The organism is Haloactinopolyspora sp. (assembly GCF_027324685.1).
GTDB lineage: Bacteria > Actinomycetota > Actinomycetes > Jiangellales > Jiangellaceae > Haloactinopolyspora.
In genome coordinates, this window is the sequence record NZ_DAHVSH010000168.1 from 58,280 (window position 1) to 78,455 (window position 20,176).

16 protein-coding genes are annotated in these 20,176 nt (G+C 68.7%); 5 read left to right on the forward strand and 11 right to left on the reverse strand.

Annotated elements, in window-relative coordinates; all coding sequences use genetic code 11:
• Positions 1-2: 2 nt before the first annotated feature.
• Positions 3-4,349: a carboxypeptidase regulatory-like domain-containing protein gene (locus M6444_RS18405; RefSeq protein WP_298330819.1), complete on the reverse strand. Its 4,347-nt coding sequence runs from the start codon at positions 4,347-4,349 to the stop codon at positions 3-5.
• 354 nt (positions 4,350-4,703) lie between these two features.
• On the opposite strand from M6444_RS18405, the gene M6444_RS18410 reads away from it, so the two are divergent.
• From M6444_RS18410 to purL, 4 genes are all read left to right on the forward strand, one after another.
• Positions 4,704-5,195, forward strand: a complete 492-nt coding sequence (locus tag M6444_RS18410) for a winged helix-turn-helix domain-containing protein (RefSeq protein ID WP_298330821.1) — start codon at positions 4,704-4,706, stop codon at positions 5,193-5,195.
• A 78-nt stretch (positions 5,196-5,273) separates the two neighbouring features.
• The gene (purS, locus tag M6444_RS18415; protein WP_298330823.1) at positions 5,274-5,525 is read left to right on the forward strand and encodes a phosphoribosylformylglycinamidine synthase subunit PurS; all 252 of its coding nucleotides are present in this window, start codon (positions 5,274-5,276) and stop codon (positions 5,523-5,525) included.
• Positions 5,522-6,199, forward strand: a complete 678-nt coding sequence (gene purQ, locus M6444_RS18420) for a phosphoribosylformylglycinamidine synthase subunit PurQ (RefSeq protein WP_363326425.1) — start codon at positions 5,522-5,524, stop codon at positions 6,197-6,199. The genes purS and purQ overlap by 4 nt, the downstream gene beginning before the upstream one ends.
• A gap of 2 nt (positions 6,200-6,201) precedes the next feature.
• The gene (gene purL, locus M6444_RS18425) at positions 6,202-8,454 is read left to right on the forward strand and encodes a phosphoribosylformylglycinamidine synthase subunit PurL (protein WP_298330900.1); all 2,253 of its coding nucleotides are present in this window, start codon (positions 6,202-6,204) and stop codon (positions 8,452-8,454) included.
• Here purL and M6444_RS18430 read toward each other — a convergent pair.
• Together M6444_RS18430 and M6444_RS18435 are read right to left on the reverse strand one after the other, a co-directional pair.
• Entirely contained in the window at positions 8,418-9,782 is a 1,365-nt protein-coding gene (locus tag M6444_RS18430) for an MFS transporter (protein ID WP_298330829.1), read from the reverse strand. The two genes, purL and M6444_RS18430, sit on opposite strands and share 37 nt — an antisense overlap.
• Positions 9,779-10,372 carry a winged helix-turn-helix domain-containing protein gene (locus M6444_RS18435; RefSeq protein WP_298330832.1) on the reverse strand — a complete coding sequence of 198 codons (594 nt, stop codon included), beginning with the start codon at positions 10,370-10,372 and terminating at the stop codon, positions 9,779-9,781. The genes M6444_RS18430 and M6444_RS18435 overlap by 4 nt, the downstream gene beginning before the upstream one ends.
• 111 nt (positions 10,373-10,483) lie before the next feature.
• On the opposite strand from M6444_RS18435, the gene M6444_RS18440 reads away from it, so the two are divergent.
• Complete coding sequence (locus M6444_RS18440) at positions 10,484-11,275, forward strand: sterol carrier family protein (RefSeq protein ID WP_298330835.1); 792 nt, start codon at positions 10,484-10,486, stop codon at positions 11,273-11,275.
• A 117-nt stretch (positions 11,276-11,392) separates the two neighbouring features.
• On the opposite strand, the gene M6444_RS18445 is transcribed toward M6444_RS18440, so the two are convergent.
• The 8 genes from M6444_RS18445 to M6444_RS18480 all read right to left on the reverse strand — a co-directional run bounded on the left by M6444_RS18445 (position 11,393) and on the right by M6444_RS18480 (position 20,175).
• Positions 11,393-12,094 (reverse strand): hypothetical protein, encoded by a 702-nt coding sequence (locus M6444_RS18445; protein ID WP_298330838.1) that lies wholly within the window; start codon positions 12,092-12,094, stop codon positions 11,393-11,395.
• Positions 12,091-12,618, reverse strand: a complete 528-nt coding sequence (locus M6444_RS18450; RefSeq protein WP_298330841.1) for a sigma-70 family RNA polymerase sigma factor — start codon at positions 12,616-12,618, stop codon at positions 12,091-12,093. Before M6444_RS18450 ends, M6444_RS18445 begins: the two co-directional genes overlap by 4 nt.
• 73 nt (positions 12,619-12,691) lie before the next feature.
• Positions 12,692-12,970 (reverse strand): hypothetical protein, encoded by a 279-nt coding sequence (locus tag M6444_RS18455; protein ID WP_298330843.1) that lies wholly within the window; start codon positions 12,968-12,970, stop codon positions 12,692-12,694.
• A gap of 10 nt (positions 12,971-12,980) precedes the next feature.
• Entirely contained in the window at positions 12,981-14,663 is a 1,683-nt protein-coding gene (locus M6444_RS18460; protein ID WP_298330846.1) for a sodium:solute symporter family protein, read from the reverse strand.
• 126 nt (positions 14,664-14,789) lie between these two features.
• Positions 14,790-16,145: a serine hydrolase domain-containing protein gene (locus M6444_RS18465; RefSeq protein WP_298330850.1), complete on the reverse strand. Its 1,356-nt coding sequence runs from the start codon at positions 16,143-16,145 to the stop codon at positions 14,790-14,792.
• 72 nt (positions 16,146-16,217) lie between these two features.
• Positions 16,218-17,669 carry a rhamnulokinase family protein gene (locus M6444_RS18470; RefSeq protein ID WP_298330853.1) on the reverse strand — a complete coding sequence of 484 codons (1,452 nt, stop codon included), beginning with the start codon at positions 17,667-17,669 and terminating at the stop codon, positions 16,218-16,220.
• Positions 17,670-17,752: 83 nt separating this feature from the next.
• Positions 17,753-19,795, reverse strand: coding sequence for a bifunctional aldolase/short-chain dehydrogenase (locus tag M6444_RS18475; protein WP_298330856.1), 2,043 nt, complete (start codon positions 19,793-19,795; stop codon positions 17,753-17,755).
• On the reverse strand, positions 19,792-20,175 hold the full coding sequence (locus M6444_RS18480; RefSeq protein WP_363326426.1) for an L-rhamnose mutarotase: 384 nt from the start codon (positions 20,173-20,175) through the stop codon (positions 19,792-19,794). The genes M6444_RS18475 and M6444_RS18480 overlap by 4 nt, the downstream gene beginning before the upstream one ends.
• Position 20,176: the final 1 nt, after the last annotated feature.

Consider the following 20,176-nt stretch of genomic DNA (forward strand, 5'->3'; position numbering starts at 1 on the left):
TCCTACAGGTCGGGCCGATCAGTCACGCGTAGTGCGTTGATGATCGGCAGTTCGTAGCCGAACCGGTCGTGCAGGTCGACGGTGAGCGGACCACCCTCGTGCTCGATCACGACGGTGTGCTCGTCGGCCCACAGCCCGCGGACCTCCGCTGCGACGTCGTGGCCCACGAGCACGTAGTCACCGTTGACGCTGAGGTCGAACATCCGCCGTCCCGGCAGCTTGTTCGCCTCGAACTCGGCGAACCCGAGCTCGATCTCGTACGTGCCGGCTGGAACGTCGTCGAACCGGTAGTCGAAGATGCCCCTCCGCCTGCTCTGGAAGAGCGTCTCGTCGTCGGTGCCACCGATGGCGTCGTCGGTGGTGTCGGTCTCGGCGCGCTGGCCGACCCAACCCCACGACCCGGCCGTGTACGCCTGGTCGGCGGACCAGACGTCCTCGATGGCGTCGGTGTACTCCGAACCACCGGCGTTGACGCCGGTCCGATACGCCGGTACCAGCAGCGACACCGGAACCTGCGCTGTCGGTACCCGGCCGGCGTTCGTGCCGACCATCAACGTGGCCTCGTACACACCAGCGTCCAGGTCGGTGCTGTCCACGGTGACGGTCACCGTCGTGGACTCACCTGGTGCGAGCGTGCCCGTAGCTGGCTCGACGTCGAGCCACGGCAGGTCGCTGACGTGCGGCACGCCCGTCTCGATCAGATACGTGAGGTTGGTCAGCTGGCTGGTGGCCCACAGCGCACCGGTGGCGTCCAGCTCCAGGCCCGCCCCCGGTCCGAAGCCCTGCTCAGGGAACTCGATGGTGGAGATCGTCGCGCAGGTCTCCGGGTCGAGCTGGTACAGGTACGTGGTCAGCGAGCTGTTGACCATCCACATGACGTCAGCCGTCGGGTTGTACGCCAGCCCCGCGACCGAGACGTCCTCCGGCGAACACTGGGCGAGCGTCTCACCAGGGTTGTCGTGGGACTGGCCCGCGACGGTGAAGATGATGCCCTGGTTCCAGCCACCGATGTAGAACGTGTCATCGGTCGGGTTGTAGGCCAGACCTCGTTGGGAGGTCAGCGTCCATTCCGGCCCCGAGATGACGTACTGCTCGGAGCCGTCCGCGGGGTCGAAGCAGTGGATCGCGTTGTCCCCGCCGACGTTGACCTGGCACATCGCACCGGTACTCGAATCCTGTGCCATGTCGCCGTTCCAGTCGCCACCCCAGTTGCCGGGGAACACCTCACCAGGGGTGCCGTCGGCACTGAACTGGTTGTTGGTGATGCTGTCCGGGTCGGACACCCAGACATCACCGTTGTACCCGACTCCCCAGGCCACGGAGACCCCTTCGGCCGGCCACTGGGTCACCACGTCGCCGGTGTCGGTCGGGGTGAGCTCACGCGAGCCCAGATCCTCGAGCTGCTCCTCGGAGTATTGATCCAACGCCGTGCGGGCGTTCGGATCCGCTGCGGCCGCGGTCTCACGGTCCGGCGTCGGTGCCTTCTGCCGACCGCTGCCCCGGTTGAGTTCGCCGATCTCCCAGGTCAGCTCTGCAGAGCCGGTGTTGGTCACCGTCAGGTCGGTCGACCGGCTCTGGCCCTCGGTGATGGTCCAGGCCAGCGGGCCACCGTCGATGTCGGCGATGCCGGTCGACAGAGTGAAGTCCGCCGTGTTCGACTCGCCGTCGACGTCGATCAGCACGTCGTCGCTGCCGGTCACGTACCCGGACTTCACCGCCTGGACGGTGTAGGCGCCGAAGAACAGTTGCATGCGGTATCGCCCGTCGTCGCCGGTGGTGACCTCTCGCACGACGGTGCCGTCCGCGTCCAGCGCCTGCACGGTCGCGCCGTCCACGGCGAGTCCGTCGTTGGCGTCGGTGATGGTCCCTCCGACGAAGCCGTTCGGCGGCAACGCGAAGGTGATGGCGGTGTCGTCGGAGAGTACGGCCTCGTTGAACGAGTACTGCCACGCGTCCGTGCCGTCGGCGTTCTCGATGCCCACCGTCGCGCTGGAGCCGAGTTCACGCTCCACGGCGGGGTCGAGGTTGCGGTAGGCGAAGGTGATACTGCCGTTCTCGCGCAACGTCACCGAGAAGTCGACCGCGTTGCTGTCACTGCCGTAGAAGTGGGCGTTGCGGTACTCGATGACGAAGCCGTCGTCGGTGGTGCCGGTGTAGATCGCACCGTCGGTGATGTTGAAGTCGTCCCAGAACGGGTACACCGCCGCGTTCGGCTCGTTCGGGTTCGGAATGCTGGCGTTGGCGTAGGTCGTGAACGGTTCCAGGAAGTTCATCATGCCGTTCGTCGACAGGTACGCGGTGTCGTAGCTGTTGCCGTACAGCGGGAAGTCGAACGGCAACGCGACCTCGGCGGTCTCTTCGTCCCCAGCGAGGTCGACCAGGGTGTCGCCCTCCACGTACTGCGCTGCTCCGGTGGCACAGAAGTAGCCGTAGTCGTCGGTGAGCTTGGCCAGGGCGATGTCGAGTGTCGTGGGGCCCTGCACCGTCAGCTCCTGCGTCGTCGCGGAGTTGCACACCCCCGCGTCGACGCTGACCTGGTACTCGCCCGCGGGCACGGCGTCGAACGTGTACTGACCGGCTTCGTCGGTGGTCGCCGGCGGGATCGCCGTGCCGTTGACGGTCACGGTGGCGCCGGCCAGCGGAGCGCCGCTGAGCTCGTCCGTCACGGTCCCGGTGACCGCGAACGAGTCCGCCTGCTCCAACGTGACGTCGACGATGGTCGTCTCGTCCACCGTGATGTCGGCTGAGACGGTCGTGGCCTCGTATCCGTACGCGGAGACCGTGACGTCGTACGTGCCCACCGGCAAGGTCATGGCGTAGGTGCCGTCCTCAGCGGTGGTGGTTTCGCGCTCCACCGCGCCGGTGACCGAGACGGTCGCGGCCGCCACCGGTGCGCCTTCGGCGTCGGTGATGGTGCCGGACACCATGCCGGCGTCACCGGTTGGCGCAGCATCCAGCAGCGCGAGTGCATCGAGGCGGCCCTCGCCGAACACGTTGTTGTCCTCCGGCGTGCCGCCGCATTGGTCGTCGGCGGTGTCGATGGCCGTCTCGTTCAGCAGCGCACGAGTGTCGTCGATCTCGCCGACGAGGCTCGGCGCAGCCGACCACAGCAGCGCGATGGCTCCCGCGACGTGCGGCGCGGCCATCGAGGTCCCCGAGATCTCCTTGTACTGGCCGTTGTTGATCGAGGAACGAACATCGACGCCGGGAGCGGCGATGTTCGGCTTGATCTCGCCGTCCTGCCCGGGTCCCCGCGAGGAGAACCAGGCGATGGTGTTGGAGCTGTCGTAGGCGCCGACGGAGTAGTTCAATATCCGGCTACCCGGCGACCCGCTCGTCGCGCACGAGCTACCGCTGTTCCCGTTGGCCCACACGCCGAAGATTCCCGCGTTGGCCCATTCGGTGAGGATGTCCTCCATGAAGGGGTCGTTCGACGGGGTCCGGGTGCCCCAGGAGTTGTTGATGATGTGCGGGCGCTTGGACACGTCGGGGTTCTCACCGCCGAGGTCCGTCGGCTCCAGCATCCACTCGCCGGAGGCGATCAGGTGGGCGTCGGAGCAGGTGTTGCACCCGTTGGCTGCGATCCACTGCACGCCGGGAGCGACCCCGATCTGGTTGCCCGCGCCGTCATCGCCGACCATGGTCCCCATCGTGTGGGTGCCGTGCGAATCCAGCGTGTCGCCGTCGAACGGCTCGTCGCTGGTACCGGTCGCGTCGAACCAGTTGTAGTCGTGGTCGAACGTACCGTCGCCGTTGTTCCCGCGGTACGAATCGACCAGCGCCGGGTGGTCGTAGTCGACCCCGCTGTCGATGTTGGCGATGACGATGCCCTCGCCGGTCACACCGTAGTCACTCCACACGTCGTCGGCGTTGATATTCGCCACGCCCCACTCGACTGCCTGGGTGACCATGCCGGACGGCTTCGTCTCCACCGGGTCCGGGCGCAGGTAGGTGCGTGGAGCCCGGATCTGTTCGACCGCGTCGAGCTTGGCCAGTTCCTCCGCCAGCGCCCGGTTACCGTCACGCACCAGGATCGCGTTGGTGATCCAGTACGTCTCGTACTTCACGCCGTAGTGGTCCAAGGCTTTGCGCGCAGTGGCTTGGGAACGCTGCGCGGTGGTCTTGAGCTCGTCGACGACCATCTGGCCGCGGGCCGTCCAGTCGTCGACGGCGACCGCTCGACCGGTGTCGGCGTCGGCGTGGAAACGGACCCAAAAGTCGGCCAGGTTCTTGGTCTTCGAGTCGTCGAAGATGTCCTGTTCGATCTTCGACATCGGGTCGGTGGGCTGTGCGGGTCGCCCGAAGTCTGCCTGGGCCGCCGGAGCAACCCCAAGCAGCGTCGTGACCATGGCGAACACGGAGAGTAAGGCGGCTAGATGTCGCCGCCTGCGAGGTGGGGGTGGATGGTGCACAGGGGCCTCCTTGTGTGCGTGCCGCAGGGGCCCGGACCGGCTGATCGGACACTTGCGTCACGCTTGTCCCGATATGCGGTGCAGCCATCCTTGCGGCGGCGACGCTGTGCCCTCAAGGTCGCGACAAGGGCAAAAGAGGGTCAATGTCAGGACCGAATTCAGCCGCATTGACTTCGTAGTGATGCCGACATGACCGGAAATGTTCCACTAGATGTACCCAAACGTGATCAAACCTGTCATGCTGCCTTGTGCAAGGGGGCCAGGGGGGCACCCGGAAGGGAAGACGTGGATATGGCCAGGTCCTCGCCGACGGGAATCGTCACCCCGTACGTCATCTGTGTGGGCACGACGCTGCAGGACACTGCCGCCATCGCTGGAGCGGTCGACCGGCGGGCTGTGGTCCTGGTGGCCCCGGACACCGAGACCGCGAGAGGTCTGTTGGTGGAGCAGCCGAACCCGGCCCACCACAGCGAGCGAGCGGGCGTCATCGAGCACGGACACCTACGTGTCGACAGTACGGCCCGCGAGGTCACCTGGGCCGGGGTGAGCATCGAGCTCAGCGCGCGGGAATTCGATCTGCTGGCCATACTGGCCAGTGACGCGGGGCGGGTCTGGACCTTCGAGGAACTGATGGCGCGAATCTGGCACACCCGCTACCTCGGTGATGCCGATCCGGTGGTCTCCGCCGTCAAGCGGCTGCGCAAGCGGCTCGCGGCGGTCGTCGAGGAGTTGCGGGTCGTCTCGGTTCGCGGTGTGGGCTTCCGCCTCGTCGTGCCGGACTGACGTCACACCGTCGTTGCGCCGGCGAGCAGGTACCCTGGTCGTGCCCCATTCGGACCGCTTGTCAAAGGAGCGTGGCCTGTGGCCCGCGTCGTCGTCGACGTCATGCTCAAACCCGAAATTCTCGATCCGCAGGGTAAGGCCGTACATGGAGCGCTGACCCGTCTCGGCTTCGACGGTGTCGCCTCGGTTCGCCAGGGCAAGCGGTTCGAGATCGAACTCGACGGTGAAGCCACCCCCGAAGCCGTCGCCGAAGTCGAACGGGCGGCGTCGACACTGCTGTCCAACCCCGTCATCGAAGATTTCGTGGTCCGCGTCGAGGCTGGGGTCTGAGCGTGCGGATCGGTGTCGTCACTTTCCCTGGCTCGCTCGACGACCACGACGCCGCGCGCGCCGTACGCGTCGCCGGCGGTGACCCGGTCGTGTTGTGGCATGCCGACGCCGACGTGCGCGGCGTGGACGCCGTCGTGCTGCCGGGCGGATTCTCCTACGGCGACTACCTGCGGGCCGGTGCCATCGCGGGGATGGCGCCGGTGATGTCCGCGGTGGTGGACGCCGCTCGCGGCGGGATGCCGGTTCTCGGGATCTGCAACGGCTTCCAGGTGTTGTGCGAGGCGCACCTGCTGCCTGGCGCCATGTTGCGCAACGAACACCTCCGGTTCGTCTGTCGCGACCAGCGGCTGCGGGTCGAGAACGCGGCGACGTCGTGGACGAGCGCATACGGGCAGGGTCAGGAGATCGTCGTTCCGTTGAAGAACATCGACGGCTGCTACGTGGCCGATGAACGCACGCTGGACGAGCTCGAGGCCGAGGGCCGGGTGGCGTTCCGCTACGTCGGCGAAAACCCCAACGGCTCGTTGCGTGACATCGCCGGCATCACCAACGCACGTGGAAACGTCGTCGGCTTGATGCCGCACCCCGAACACGCCGTCGACGCCCTGACCGGCCCCACGACGGACGGGCTCGGCTTTTTCACCTCGGTGCTCGAGGGGATGGCGCACGCGTGACCATGGAACTCGACACCACCGAAGTCGCTGCCAAGACACCCGACCACGAGCAGCCGTGGGCGGAGTTGGGGCTCAAGGAGCACGAGTACGACCGCATCCGCGACATCCTCGGGCGCCGCCCGACCAATGCCGAACTGGCGATGTACAGCGTCATGTGGTCCGAGCACTGCTCGTACAAGAGCTCCAAGGTCCACCTGAGGCGCTTCGGCGAACAGGCTCCGCACTCCGATGCTCTCCTGGTGGGGATGGGCGAGAACGCCGGGGTCGTCGACGTCGGGCACGGCTACGCCGTCACCTTCAAGATCGAGTCGCACAACCACCCGTCCTACGTCGAGCCTTACCAGGGCGCCGCCACCGGAGTGGGCGGCATCGTCCGCGACATCCTGGCCATGGGCGCGCGGCCGATCGCGGTGATGGACCCGCTGCGGTTCGGTCCGATGGATGCACCCGACACGAAGCGCGTCCTGCCCGGTGTGGTGGCGGGCATCGGGGGATACGGCAACTGCCTCGGCCTGCCGAACATCGGCGGGGAGGTCGTGTTCGATCCCAGCTATGCCGCCAACCCGCTGGTCAACGCGCTCTGCGTGGGTGTGTTGCGGCACGAGGACATCCACCTGGCCAACGCCTCGGGCGTCGGCAACAAGATCGTGCTGTTCGGAGCGCGGACCGGCGGTGACGGCATCGGTGGGGCGTCGATCCTGGCGTCGGAGAGCTTCGACGACACGAAGCCCAGCAAGCGCCCGTCGGTCCAGGTGGGCGACCCGTTCATGGAGAAGGTGCTCATCGAGTGCTGCCTCGAGCTGTTCTCCGCGCGGGTCGTCGAGGGCATCCAGGACCTCGGCGCTGCCGGCATCTCGTGTGCCACGTCGGAGTTGGCCAGCAACGGCGACGGCGGCATGCACGTCGACCTCGAGAAAGTGCTGCTGCGCGACCCGAGCCTCACGCCTGGCGAGATCCTCATGTCGGAGTCGCAGGAACGCATGATGGGCGTCGTCGCTCCGGAGAATCTCGATGCGTTCCTCGCCATCACGGCGAAGTGGGACGTCGAGACCGCCGTCATCGGCGAGGTGACCGACACGGGCCGACTGGTCATCGACTGGCACGGCGAGACGATCGTCGACGTCGACCCGCGCACCGTCGCCCATGACGGCCCGGTGTACGAGCGACCGTACGAGCGTCCGGCCTGGCAGGACGACCTGCAGGCGGCGTCGCCGTCGTCGTTGCCCCGCCCGGCCGGTGGTGCGCAGCTGCGGGAGACGTTGTTGCAGCTGGCCGCGGCGCCGAATCTCGCGTCGAAGTCGTGGGTCACCGACCAGTACGACCGCTACGTGCTCGGCAACACCGTGTTGGCCCAGCCGGAGAACGCCGGCGTGGTCCGCATCGACGACCAGACCGGGTTGGGCGTGGCCGTCGCGACCGACGGCAACGGCCGGTACACCAAGCTCGACCCGTACGCCGGAGCTCAGCTGGCCCTGGCCGAGGCGTACCGCAACGTCGCGACCAGCGGGGCGCGCCCGGTTGCCGTCACCGACTGCCTGAACTTCGGCTCGCCGGAGGATCCGGGCGTGATGTGGCAGTTCGCCGAAGCCGTCCGTGGGCTCGCCGACGGCTGCCAGACCCTCGGTACGCCGGTGACCGGCGGCAACGTGTCGTTGTACAACCAAACCGGTGACGTCGCGATCCTGCCCACCCCCGTCGTCGGGGTCCTCGGCGTCCTCGACGACGTCGCTCGCCGGACCCCGTTGGGGTTCCGCGAGACCGGGCACGCGATCTACCTGCTCGGGACGACGCGTGAGGAGTTCGGCGGCTCGGAATGGGCCCACGTCGTGCACGGGCACCTCGGCGGGCTACCACCTGCGGTCGACCTCGACGCCGAGCGCCAGCTGGGCGAGATCTTGATCGCAGCGGCGCGAGACGGGCTGATCGATGCCGCTCACGACCTCTCCGACGGTGGCTTGGCGCAGGCGCTGGTCGAGTCGACTCTGCGGTACGGCGTGGGCGCGCGCGTAGCGGTGCCCGGCGGCATCGACCCGTTCGTGTTCCTGTTCTCCGAGTCGCAGGGGCGGGCGCTGGTCGCCGTGTCGCCGGACACGGACGAGCGGTTCGTGCGGTTGTGCGCCGAGCGGGGGTACCCGAACCAGCGCATCGGCGTCGTCGGTGGGGCGGCGCTGAGCGTCGACGACCTCTTCGACGTCGATCTGGACGAACTTCGCCGTGCTCACGAGTCGACGTTCCCGGCGGCGTTCGACGCCTGAGCGCGGGCCTGCTCGATCCGCGCCGTCGTCAGCCGGGGTACCACGTAGATCAGAATCGCGATGTGGAGCGCTGCGCCGACGAGGAACGGCAACCGCAGCGCCCACTCCCGACCGACGACGGTCTCGCCGAGGGTGACCATCGCTCCGCCGAGCGCCGTGCCCAGCGAGATCGCGCCCCAACCGAAGAACCGGTAGCCGGAGTTGACGCGGCCGAGTACGTGGTCGGGCGTGATGGTCTGGCGCAGGGAGACGGTGATGACGTTCCACTGCACGGCCAGGAAGCCGACCGACGCGAACACCGCCCACACGACGACCCCGGACGTTGACAACCCGATGACGGCTTGGGCGAGGCCCATACCCACCAGGGACAGCACCAGGACCCGGCCCGACCCGAACCGGATGCTGATGCGGTCGGCCACCAGGGAGGCGAGCACCCCGCCGACTGCCGCACCGGTGAGCAGTAAGCCGAACCGCCCGGCATCCAGGGTGAGCACCTCTTGGGCAAACAGGACGAGCACCGCTTCAGCCATGGTGCTCAGCGCGTTGGCGGCACCCAGCATGATCGCCAGCGTCCGCAGCAGCGGCGTGTGCCAGAGCCAGCGCAAGCCTTCGCCGATCTCCGAGCGCCAGGCGATCCGGCCGGACGTCGTCTGGCCACGAGGCGTGAACTGGCCGGCGAGGCTGAACACGAGCGCCGCGGCAATGGCGAACGCACCGGCGTTGACGAAGAACGGGACGGCGAAGGCCAGCCCCAGCAGCGCGCCGGCCAACGGCGGGCCGACGAACTGGCTGGCCACCAGCTCCGCACCCCACATGCGCCCGTTCGCCTTCTCCAGCTGATCCTTGGCCACGACGGACGGCAGCAGAGTCTGGGCGGTGTTGTCGCGCAGCACTTCGGCCGTGCCGAGCAGGAAGGCTGCGGCGTAGATCAGGGCCAGCAGGGGAGCCGGGTGGGTGGGCAGGTCGCCCGTCCCGGCCTCGACCTGCTGCGGGGTGGCCAGCCCACCTTGCACAGCGGTGACGGCGACGGCGAAGGCGAGCATCACGGCGAAGCGCAGGGCGTCCATCGTCGCGACCAGCTTCCGGCGATCGACTCGGTCGGTGATGACGCCGGCGGGCAGCGAGAACAGCAGCCACGGGACCCGGGTCGCCAGGGAGACCAGGGCGATCTGTAACGGGTCGCGGGTGATGGCCGAGGCCAGCCACGGGATCGCCACGATGGACAGGCCGTCGCCGAGGTTGGTGACGGTTGAGGCGATCCACAGCTTCCGGTAGCCGGGGCCCAGGTGGGTCGCGCGTGCGGGGCGGTCGCCGGGGTGGGCGGTCACCGCGGCTGGCCCGGGTCGGGAAGACGGGGCCGATCGGTCGGATAGATGGCCACGACCAGGCCGAACGTGACGTCGCCCGCGCGCGGTTCGCTGACGAATTCCACGGAGAGTTCGCTGAGCCGGCGTTGCCACTCCTCGGCCCGCTCGGCCGGGATGCGCGCATAGCGGACCGAACTCATGGCCGGCAATCCGGGCGGTGATTCGTCCGGCAGGTTCGCCATCTCCGCTGCGGCGTTGGCCATCAAGGTCGTCGGGTCGGTGCCGATGCCGTCGAAACTGTCGCGGTCACGTCCTTCGAACAGGTAGGTACGCGCGGTGCGGCCGTAGTACCTGGCCTCGATGGCGCGGACCATCTGGGTCCGCACGACGCGGACCAGTCCTGCGTGCTCCAAGACCTTCAGGTGGTGGCCGACGGTGCCCTTCGGCTTGCCCAGCGCGTCGGCCAGCTCCGACGTCGTCGCCGCGCGTTCGAGGAGGAGATCGATGATCTTCAGACGAGTCTCGTCGAACAGGGCACGGTACTGAGCCGGATCGGCGAGCTCGAGCTCGCCGGCGAGTTCATAGTCGGGAGTACCAGACTGGTCGGCCATAGCCGTATGGTCGGGGAAAGCCGACCATACGTCAAGCCGTGTCGGTGCTAGCGTCCGCTGGCTTCCGGGGGTGTTCATCGGTGATCGACGCGCAGTGCCTACGCTGCACACGTGGCGAAACGGATCGATCCTGCGGCGGTATGGGCCGCGTACGCGGAGGGACATCACGCGATTCGGTCGTGGCTGGCCGAGCTGCCGGAGACGGCGTGGAGTGCGGCGAGCGTTCTACCGGGCTGGAACATCGCCGACCTCGCGGCGCACATGGCTAGCGTCGCCGACTCCGTGACCGCCGTGGAGGTGGCCGGGCGAGGGATCGCGCCGGACACGGTGAGCAGTTATCTGGCCTCGTACGGCGACGTCGCCGCCACGATCGCCGATGCGGCAAAACGGATGGCCGACGACGCAAGCCGCGAGCCATCGGCGCTGTTGGCGATCATCGACGAACGGTTCAAGGCCGCCACGGCCGTCATCGAGCGGATCGGCCTGCGCGACCAGGTCGTTGCGACGCGCCGGGTTCCCGTTCGACTCGCGGATTACCTGCTGACCAGGGTCATCGAGGTCGCCGTGCACGCTGACGACTTCGCTCGCTCGGTTGCGGGCACCGCGCCGCCTTCGGTGCCCCGTGATGTCAACCGGCTGGCGACGAGGGCACTGCTCGAGGTGCTGGCCGAGCGTGCGCCGGGACGTAGCGTCGAGGTGCGGGTGCCGCCGTATGCGGCGGTCCAATGTGTGGCCGGCCCGCGGCACACACGGGGCACCCCGCCCAACGTGGTCGAGATGGCCCCGCACGTGTGGCTCCGGCTGGCCGCCGGGCGGACGACCTGGGCGGACGAGGTCGCGGCCGGGTCGGTGGCGGCGAGTGGGGAACGCGCGGACCTGACGAGTCTGCTGCCACTGCTGTAGCAACGGCGGGACGTACCAGGGCGTGCCGCCGAGGCATGGTGGGCACACCACTAGGCGTTGTGCTGGACCACTAGGCGTGCACAGGTGGTGTGGCAGGGATTTGCCTAGTGAACATGATCATTCATGGAGGGTGGCGACGAGGGTGGGGCCGTCAGGAGCGACCAGCCGGACCTCGCGGACCTGGTAGATGGCGGCGTCGATGGTTCCGCCGGCGCCTCCGGTCTCGGCCTCGACGTGGCAGGTCGCCACAGTGTCGGTCGAGGTGTCCGTCGCCACTTGGACGTCGTAGACGCCGGGAGCCGGAGCACCGCCGAGGACCGCGAACACCCACGAGGGCTCCCCCTGGTAGAGGAACACGTGCCCGACCTGAGTCCCGCCGCTGTCGACGATGGGCGCGGCGGAGAAATACTGACCGTTGGCGACGTCGAGGGTCTCGCTGTAGTTCGCCGCGAGTTCGCGCTCGTCCGAGGTCGACGTCCACACGATGCCCGCGCCGGCGAGCCCGATCACCAGGGCGGCAGCGGCCAACACCAGGTTCCGGACCCACCGCCGACGCGGACGACTCGCCGGTTTATCTGCTGCGGCGATGCGGTCGAGCACCGCGCTCTCGAACCCGGCCGGCGGCTCGTGTTGGGGTGCCAGCAGCAACACCTCGTCGGCCACCCTCGTCAGCTGTTCGAGCTCGTGGCGGCAGTCGTCGCATTCGGCGAGGTGATCGAGCACCCGTGCGCGGTCCGGGCCACTGGCGGCGCCGGTCGCCACTTCGGCCAAGCTCTCGGCGAGCGAGGTGCAGCCATCCGGATCGGTGTGATCGCTCATGGGCTCACCTCCAAGATCTTCCGTAGGCGCAGCAGGCCGGTCCGGATGCGTGTCTTCGCCGTCCCCAGCGGGATCTGTTGCTGTTCGCCGATCTCTCGGGCCGTCAAGCCGAAATGCACCGACAGCAGCACCGCCACCGCTTGCTCACGCGGCAGCGAACGCAGCGCCGCGCTGATGCGGTGGCCCTCCTCGACCCGCGTGCCGGGATCGCTCCCGGCCAGCATCATCTCAGCGATCACCGACGGCTCGGTGGGCCGCTCACGTCGTACCCGGACGACGTCGATCGCGGCGTTGCGGGTGATCGTGAGCAGCCACGTCACCGCCTGGGCGCGGCGCGGATCGTAGTTGCCCGCATGTCGCCAGGCGCGCACGAATGCTTCCTGCGCCACCTCCTCAGCGATGGCCGGCACACCCACGATCGACAGCGCCATCCCGTAGACCCGCCCCTGATATCGCCGGACGAATGTCGCCATCGCGTCGGCGTCGCCGGTGGCGATTCCGGCGAGCAGCGCCTCGTCCGACACTCCCACGTCCTTATGTACGTCGCCGCAGTGCGTTCGGATTGCGCGCCGCGGAAGTCAGCGAGCTCGGGTGACATCACACCACGTCATCGTGGTTCGCGTCATCGTCGGCCACCGGCACCGGCCGCAGCCGCGCCCACACAGCGAACACGGCGGCGGCGACTAAGAGGCCCGCCCCGGTCCACGTGTTGAGGTTCGTGCCGCCGGCCCGGTCGATGTCGGCTTGGCTCGTGCCGAACAACCCCATGAGCAGGATGATCACGCCGAAGACGGCCAGCAGCGCGGCGATGACCAGGCGGATGTCGAACGCGCTGGCCCAGCTTTTCCGCCCGGACCGATGATCGCTGGCGTTCATGAGCAGCTCCTCACGCGAAGATGATGTTCAAGGCGATGACGAGCACCAAGGTGATGCCGGCCATGAGACCCGGGCGCTGGTACCAGGACTGACCCTCGTCGCGCGGATCGTGGAAGCTGTCGCGGGGGGTCAGCCCGTACACCAGTCCCACCAGCTCACGAGCCGGTTTCGGAGCCGTGACCGTCGTGACGGCGACGCTGACGACGATGTCGACCGCGAAGGCAGCCCCAGCTGCCACGAACGCCGTCCCCTGCCCGGGGAGTTCGACGACGCCGGTCTCGGACATGACGAACACCGTCACCGCCGCCAGGGTCCCCGACACCAGCCCGACCCAACCCGCGGTCGGCGTCATCCGCTTCCAGAACATGCCCAAGATGAACGTCGCGAACAGCGGCGCGTTGAAGAACGAGAACAGCTGCTGCAGGTAGTCCATGAGGTTGGCGTAGCTCGCGGCGATGAACGCCGTGCCGACGGCGATGACGGTGGCGACCACCGTGACGACGCGCCCGACCAGGAGGTAGTAGGAGTCCTGCCGGTCCTTGACGATGTAACGCTGCCAGATGTCGTAACTGAACACGGTGTTGAACGAGCTGACGTTGGCGGCCATACCGGCCATGAACGATGCCAACAGGCCCGAGATCGCCAGTCCGAGCATCCCGTTGGGCACCAGGTCGCGAATCAGCAGCAGGAGCGCGTCGTTGTAATCGACGCCGGCCTCGGCGGACTCGGTGCGCTTGTACTCGGCCAGTTCGGGCACCAGCACCGCGGCGATCATGCCCGGGATGACCACGAGGAACGGGATGAACATCTTCGGGAACGCCCCGATGATGGGCGTCCGCCGGGCCGCCGACATGCTCTTGGACGCCATCGCCCGCTGCACCTCGACGAAGTTCGTCGTCCAGTAGCCGAAGGACAAGACAAAGCCCAGTCCGAACACGATGCCGATCACCGACAGCACACTGGAGTCGAACCCGGCCAGCTCGGTGCCCGGCCATGCTCCGGTCTGTGCCGGCGACGCCTCCTGCTCGACCCGGCTGACCAGTCCGTCCCAACCCCCGACTCGCTGCAAGGCGACGACGGTGAGCGGGAACAGCGCCGCGACGATGACGAAGAACTGCAGCACCTCGTTGTAGATCGCAGCCGAGAGACCGCCGAGCGTGATGTAGCACAGCACCACGACCGCAGCCGCGACCACCGAGATCGGGATCGGCCAGCCCAGCAGCACATTGATCAAGGTGGCCAGCAAGTACAGGTTGATGCCGGCGATCAGGACTTGGGCGACGGCGAAGGTGATCGCGTTGACCAGGTGGGCCGGTGCACTGAATCTCTTCAGCATGAATTCCGGGACGCTGCGCACCTTGGAGCCGTAGTAGAACGGCATCATCACCACGCCCAGGAACAGCATGGCCGGGACCGCGCCCACCCAGAAGTAGTGCATCGTCGGCATGCCGTACTGCGCACCGTTGGCCGACATACCGACGATCTCGATCGCGCCCAGGTTCGCGGAGATGAACGCCAAGCCGGTGACCCAGGCCGGCAGCGATCGGCCGGAGAGGAAGAAGTCGAGGCTGTCCGACACCGAGTACCGCGCCATCAGGCCGATGCCCAGCACGAAGATGAAATAGATCGCGATCAGGGCGTAGTCGGTGAAGCCGGCATCCAGGCGCAGGCTCGCATCGGCGAGGACGGTCATACGACGCACTCCGGGGTCGGGTGGGCTCCCGTTCGAGTACCGGATGATCAGTACTGCGCCGTCTCGTACCCGGGTTTTCGATTTCTATGATCTCCAGCCCGGGCCCGCCGGGTGGGATCGGTGCGGTCAGTGCCACCCCGCGGGATCCACACCGCCGGGCACGTCCGCGTCCGGGGCGTAGGGCGTGCGGGTGAACCGGAACGATGCGAGGTCGAGGTGACTGACCGACCCGTCGGAACGCCGGATCACCACCAGCGGCTCGCCGGCGAAATAACCGTCCAGTCCGATCCAGCGGTCGCGTCCGACCGGCCGGAACCGTGACGCTCGCGACGTCCCCTCCCGGGGCGCGAGCCGCAGCAGGTCGTCGTCACCGGCGCGGACGTCGAACGGTGCCGGGCCCCAGTACCACGGCCCGACCAGGTCGAGCGTGCCCGTCGGCAGCTGCGTCACGTGCCATGGCTGGATCGGCGTGGGCTCGGCCTGGGCCACCTCGGCCAACAGGCCGGAGGCCAGATCTCGCGGCAGGCCGGTCGTGGAGTTCGTGAACAGGACGACGCCGTCGCCGGATTCGACGTCCACGCGTACCGTCGCCAGGAACCCGGGCATCGAACCACCGTGGCCGACGAAGCGCTGGCCGTCGATGTTCCACACCTGAACGCCCAGGCCGTGCGCGGCGGTCCACGCGACGCCGGGGATGTCGTCGATGACCATCGGTACGCGCATCTCAGCGAGCGTGTCCGGACTGAGCAGTCCCTGCGTGTGTCCGGCGAGGAAGCCGGCCCAGCGAGCCAGGTCGCGCAACGTCGACCACAGCTGGCCGGCCGGCGCCATCGCCCCGGCGTCGTGCTCGGGTTCGGCGAGCACGACGTCGGCGAACGGATGCACCGCGAGCCCGTGTGCGTGCGGAGCCACCGGACGTTTCGTCGTGCGGTCCATGCCCAGAGGTTCGAGCAACTCTTCGGACACCGCGCGCGACCAGGAGCTGCCGCGTAGGCGGGCGATCAGCTCGCCGAGTGCGGCGTAGCCGACGTTGGAGTAGTGGAACCGCTGCCCCGGCGGGTGCCGCAGGTCGAGCTGTTCGGCCAGCGCGCGCCACTGATCGCCGGGGGTGCGTTCCCACCACGGCCCGTCGGTCTCCGCCTTCAGCCCCGAGCAGTGCGACAGTAGTTGAGCGATGGTGACGTGACCGATCGGGGTGCCGGGCACGTGGCGCTCGAACGGATCGGCGAGGTCCAGCGCGCCCTCGTCCCGCAATCGCATCACGACCACGGCCACCAGAGTCTTGGTGATCGATCCGATGCGGTACTGCGTGTGCTCGTCGACCTCGTGGCCGTTGGCGCGGCCGTCGATAGTGCCGTGCGCGTCGGACCAGATCAGCTCCCCGCCACGGATCAGCCCACCGACGATCGATGGGAGCCGGGCCTCGGACTGGGCAGCGGCCAGCCGGCGAGAAAGCCGGGCCGCGGTGGTTGGCTGGATCACGCCCGGGAGCTTAGCGGAGGTGCCGGGCGAAGAACCGCAGTGTGCTGAGGATCCCAGCGGGCTCGGACGTCGTCATCGGCGGGGGTGACGCTGTGGTCGAAAAGGACTGCGAGGCTCGTAGCGGCGGGTGGGGTGAGTGGCGCGGATCAGCGCCCGCATGCTCCACCGGTCACCGCTGATCGCACCCAGCGCACGGGCTTGGACCAAGACGTTGCCCAGCGCCGTCGCCTCCACCGGCCCGGCCACCACCGGCAATCCGCAGGCATCGGCGGTGAGCTGGCACAACAGCTCGTTCTGCGCGCCACCACCGACGAGGTGGACGGCGTCGACGTCGCGCCCGGACAACGCCACCGCCTCGCGCACAGTCCGGGAGTACGCCGCGGCGAGGCTGTCGAGGATGCACCGTACGAGCGCACCTTGCCCGGTCGGCACGGGCAGCCCTGCGCGGCGGCACGCGTCCTCGATGCGGGCCGGCATGTCGCCGGGTGGCAGGAAAACCGGGTCGTCCGGGTCGATCACCGGACCGCCCGGGCCGGCTTCGGCGGCCATCGCCAGCAGCGTCGGCAGGTCGCTGACCAGCCCGGCGCGTTCCCAAACGGCGATGGACTCGCTGAGCAACCACAGCCCCATCACGTTGCGCAGGTACCGGACGGTGTTGTCGACGCCCAGCTCGTTGGTGAAGTTCGCCGCGCGCCCGGCGTCGGTGAGTACCGGCTGGTCGAGCTCCACACCGACCAGGGACCACGTTCCGCACGACACATAGGCGAACCGCTCGTCGGCGGCGGGGACGCCGACCACGGCCGACGCCGTATCGTGCGAGCCCACGGCGGTGACGACGGTGGACTCGGGCAACCCGGTGTCGTCTCGTACCCCAGCCAGCAGCGGCCCCAGCACGACACCGGGCGGGCGCAGCTCGCCGAACAGGCCCAGCGGCAGGCCAACCCGGCGGATGACGTCGTCGGCCCAGGCCCGGCGTCGAGCATCGAACAGCCCGGTCGTCGAGGCGTTCGTCATCTCCACCCCGTGCCGCCCGGTCAGCCAGTACGTCAGCAGATCGGGGATGAGCGCCACCCGGCTGGCCTGCTGAAGCACCGGGCCTTCGACGGCCAGCTGATAGATGGTGTTGAACGGCAGGAACTGCAGGCCGGTGGTGGCATAGAGGTCGTCGACGCCGATCTGCGCGTGCACGGTCTCGGCCGCCCCGTCGGTGCGGGTGTCACGGTAGTGGTAGGGGTTGCCCAGCAGGGCGCCCCGCGCGTCGAGCAGCCCGTAGTCCACCGCCCAGGAGTCGATCCCGATGCTGTCCACTTCGCCGTCGGCGGCACGACGCGCGGCGGCCAGCCCGTCCAGCACGTCGCGGTAGATCCGGAGGATGTCCCAGTGCAGCCCGTCGGGAAGTCGCACCGGAACGTTCGCGAACCGGTGGACCTCGGTCAGGTCGAGCCGGTCGCGGCCGACCCGCGCGAGCATGACGCGACCGCTGGACGCGCCGAGGTCGACGGCGGCGACGGTGGACTCGGGCACCGCCTCTCTCCTTCCTTCGACGTGATCGTTGGCGGATTCCGGTTCCCCTGGCGACCGATTCGCGCCAACGATCACCGATGGGATCAGCGCAGGAACGCGGCGGCCACCCCGGCGTCGACCGGGACGTGCAACCCGGTGGTGTGGCTGAGCTCGCCCGCGGTCAGCGCGAGGACGGCATTGGCGACGTGTTCGGGCAGGACCTCCCGCTTGAGCAGCGTGCGCTGGGCGTAGAACGCGCCGAGCTCGTCCTCGGGGACGCCGTACACGGCGGCGCGTTGCGCGCCCCAACCGCCGGCGAAGATGCCCGAGCCCCGGACGACGCCGTCGGGGTTGACGCCGTTGACCCGGATGCCGTGCTCGCCCAACTCGGCGGCGAGCAACCGCACCTGATGCGCCTGGTCGGCCTTGGTTGCGCCGTAGGCGACGTTGTTCGGCCCGGCGAACACGCCGTTCTTGCTCGCGATGTAGACGATGTCGCCGCCGAGGCCCTGCTCGATCATCACCCGCGCGGCCTCGCGAGAGACCAGGAACGACCCCCTGGCCATGACGTCGTGCTGCAGGTCCCAATCGCGCGTGGTGGTCTCCAGCAGCGGTTTCGAGATCGACAACCCGGCATTGTTCACCACCAGGTCGACGCCGCCGAAGGCCAGCGCCGCGTGCCGGATCGCAGCGGCGACCTGGTCTTCGTCGGTGACGTCCGCGGTGACCGGCACCGCCACGTCGGCCCCGCCGATCTCACCGGCGACCGCGGCTGCCGAGTCACCGTCGAGGTCGGCCACCACCACGCACGCGCCTTCGGCGGCCAGTCGGTGTGCGATGGCCCGCCCGATGCCCGAACCGGCTCCGGTCACCAGCGCGACCCGCGTGGCCAGCGGCTTCGGCTTGGGCATGCGCTGGAGTTTCGCCTCTTCCAGCGCCCAGTACTCGATCCGGAACTTCTCGCTCTCCGGAATCGGCGTGTACGTGGAGACCGCCTCGGCGCCGCGCATCACGTTGATCGCGTTGACGTAGAACTCCCCGGCGACCCGGGCGGTCTGCTTGTCCTTGCCGAAGCTGAACATGCCGACGCCGGGGACCAGCACGATCGCCGGGTCGGCGCCACGCATCGGTGGACTGTCGGCGGTGGCGTAGCGCTGGTAATAGGCCGCGTACTGCTCGCGGTATTCGGCATGCAGTTCTCGCAGCCGGGCGATGACGTCGTCGAGCGGCGCCGTCGCGGGCAGGTCCAGCACCAGCGGGCGGACCTTCGTGCGCAGGAAGTGGTCCGGGCAGGAGGTACCCCGCTCGGCCAGCGTCTGCAGTTTCTCGCGGCTGAGGAAGTCCAGCACGACGTCGCTGTCGGTGAAGTGCCCGACCTGCCGACGGTCGGTGGAGGCCAGCCCCCGCAACATCGGCGCCAGCGCGGCGGCGCGTTCGCGGCGCTGCGCCTCGGGCAGGGCCTCGAAGCCGGCCAGGACGGGCCCGAACGGCTCGGCCACGCCGTTCTCGGCGAGGAACCGTTCCGCGGTGCGGATGATCTCCAACGAGTTCGCTTCACACTCGGCGCTGGTGGCACCCCACGCGGTGATCCCGTGGCCGCCGAGGATGCAGCCGATCGCCTGCGGGTTGTCGGCCGCGATGGCGGCGATGTCCAGCCCGAGCTGGAATCCGGGTCGCCGCCACGGCACCCACAGCACCCGGTCGCCGAAGCATTGCCTGGTCAGCGCCTTGCCATCGGCCGCGGTGGCCAGCGCGATCCCCGCGTCCGGGTGCAGGTGATCCACATGGGCGGCATCGAGCAGTCCGTGCATGGCGGTGTCGATGGACGGCGCCGCGCCACCCTTGCCGTGCAGGCAGTAGTCGAACGCCGCCACCATCTCGTCCTCGCGCTCCACCCCCGCGTAAACCCCGGGTAGCGCGCGCATCCGGTCCAGGCGGAGCACGGCCAGCCCCTGCTCGCTCAGCGTGCCCAGATCGCCACCGGAACCCTTGACCCACAGCAGTTCGACGTCGTCGCCGGTGACGGGGTCGGTCGCCGTAGCCTTGGCCGACGTGTTGCCGCCGGCGTAGTTCGTGTTGCGCGGGTCAGCGCCCAGCCGATGACTTCGCTGGACGAGTTCGGCCACGGCCGGTGGAGTCGCGTTCATCGGTCCTTCCCGGGTTCGGTCGGCCTCGCGTCGGGGCCGGATCGTGCGGCGGCCAATTGGTCGTCGAGGTTGAAGACTTCGTCGAGCAGCCGCCAGTTCTGGTCGGGGGGTTGGCCGTCCAGACCGGCGAACAGGTCGGACATCTCGCGTTGCCAGGCGGCGTTGACCTCGGTGGCTTCGACGGCGGCCTGTGCAGCGGCGAGGTCGTCGGCCTCGACGTAACCCACCAGCAGACCGTCAGTACCGAGGAACAGGGAGTACTGGCGCCATCCGGCATCCTTCAGCGCGTTGAGCAGCTCGGGCCAGACCTCGGCATGTCGCCGACGATATTCGTCCAGCCGGTCCGGTCGTACCTGGCCGACGAGGCAGTAGCGCGGCACG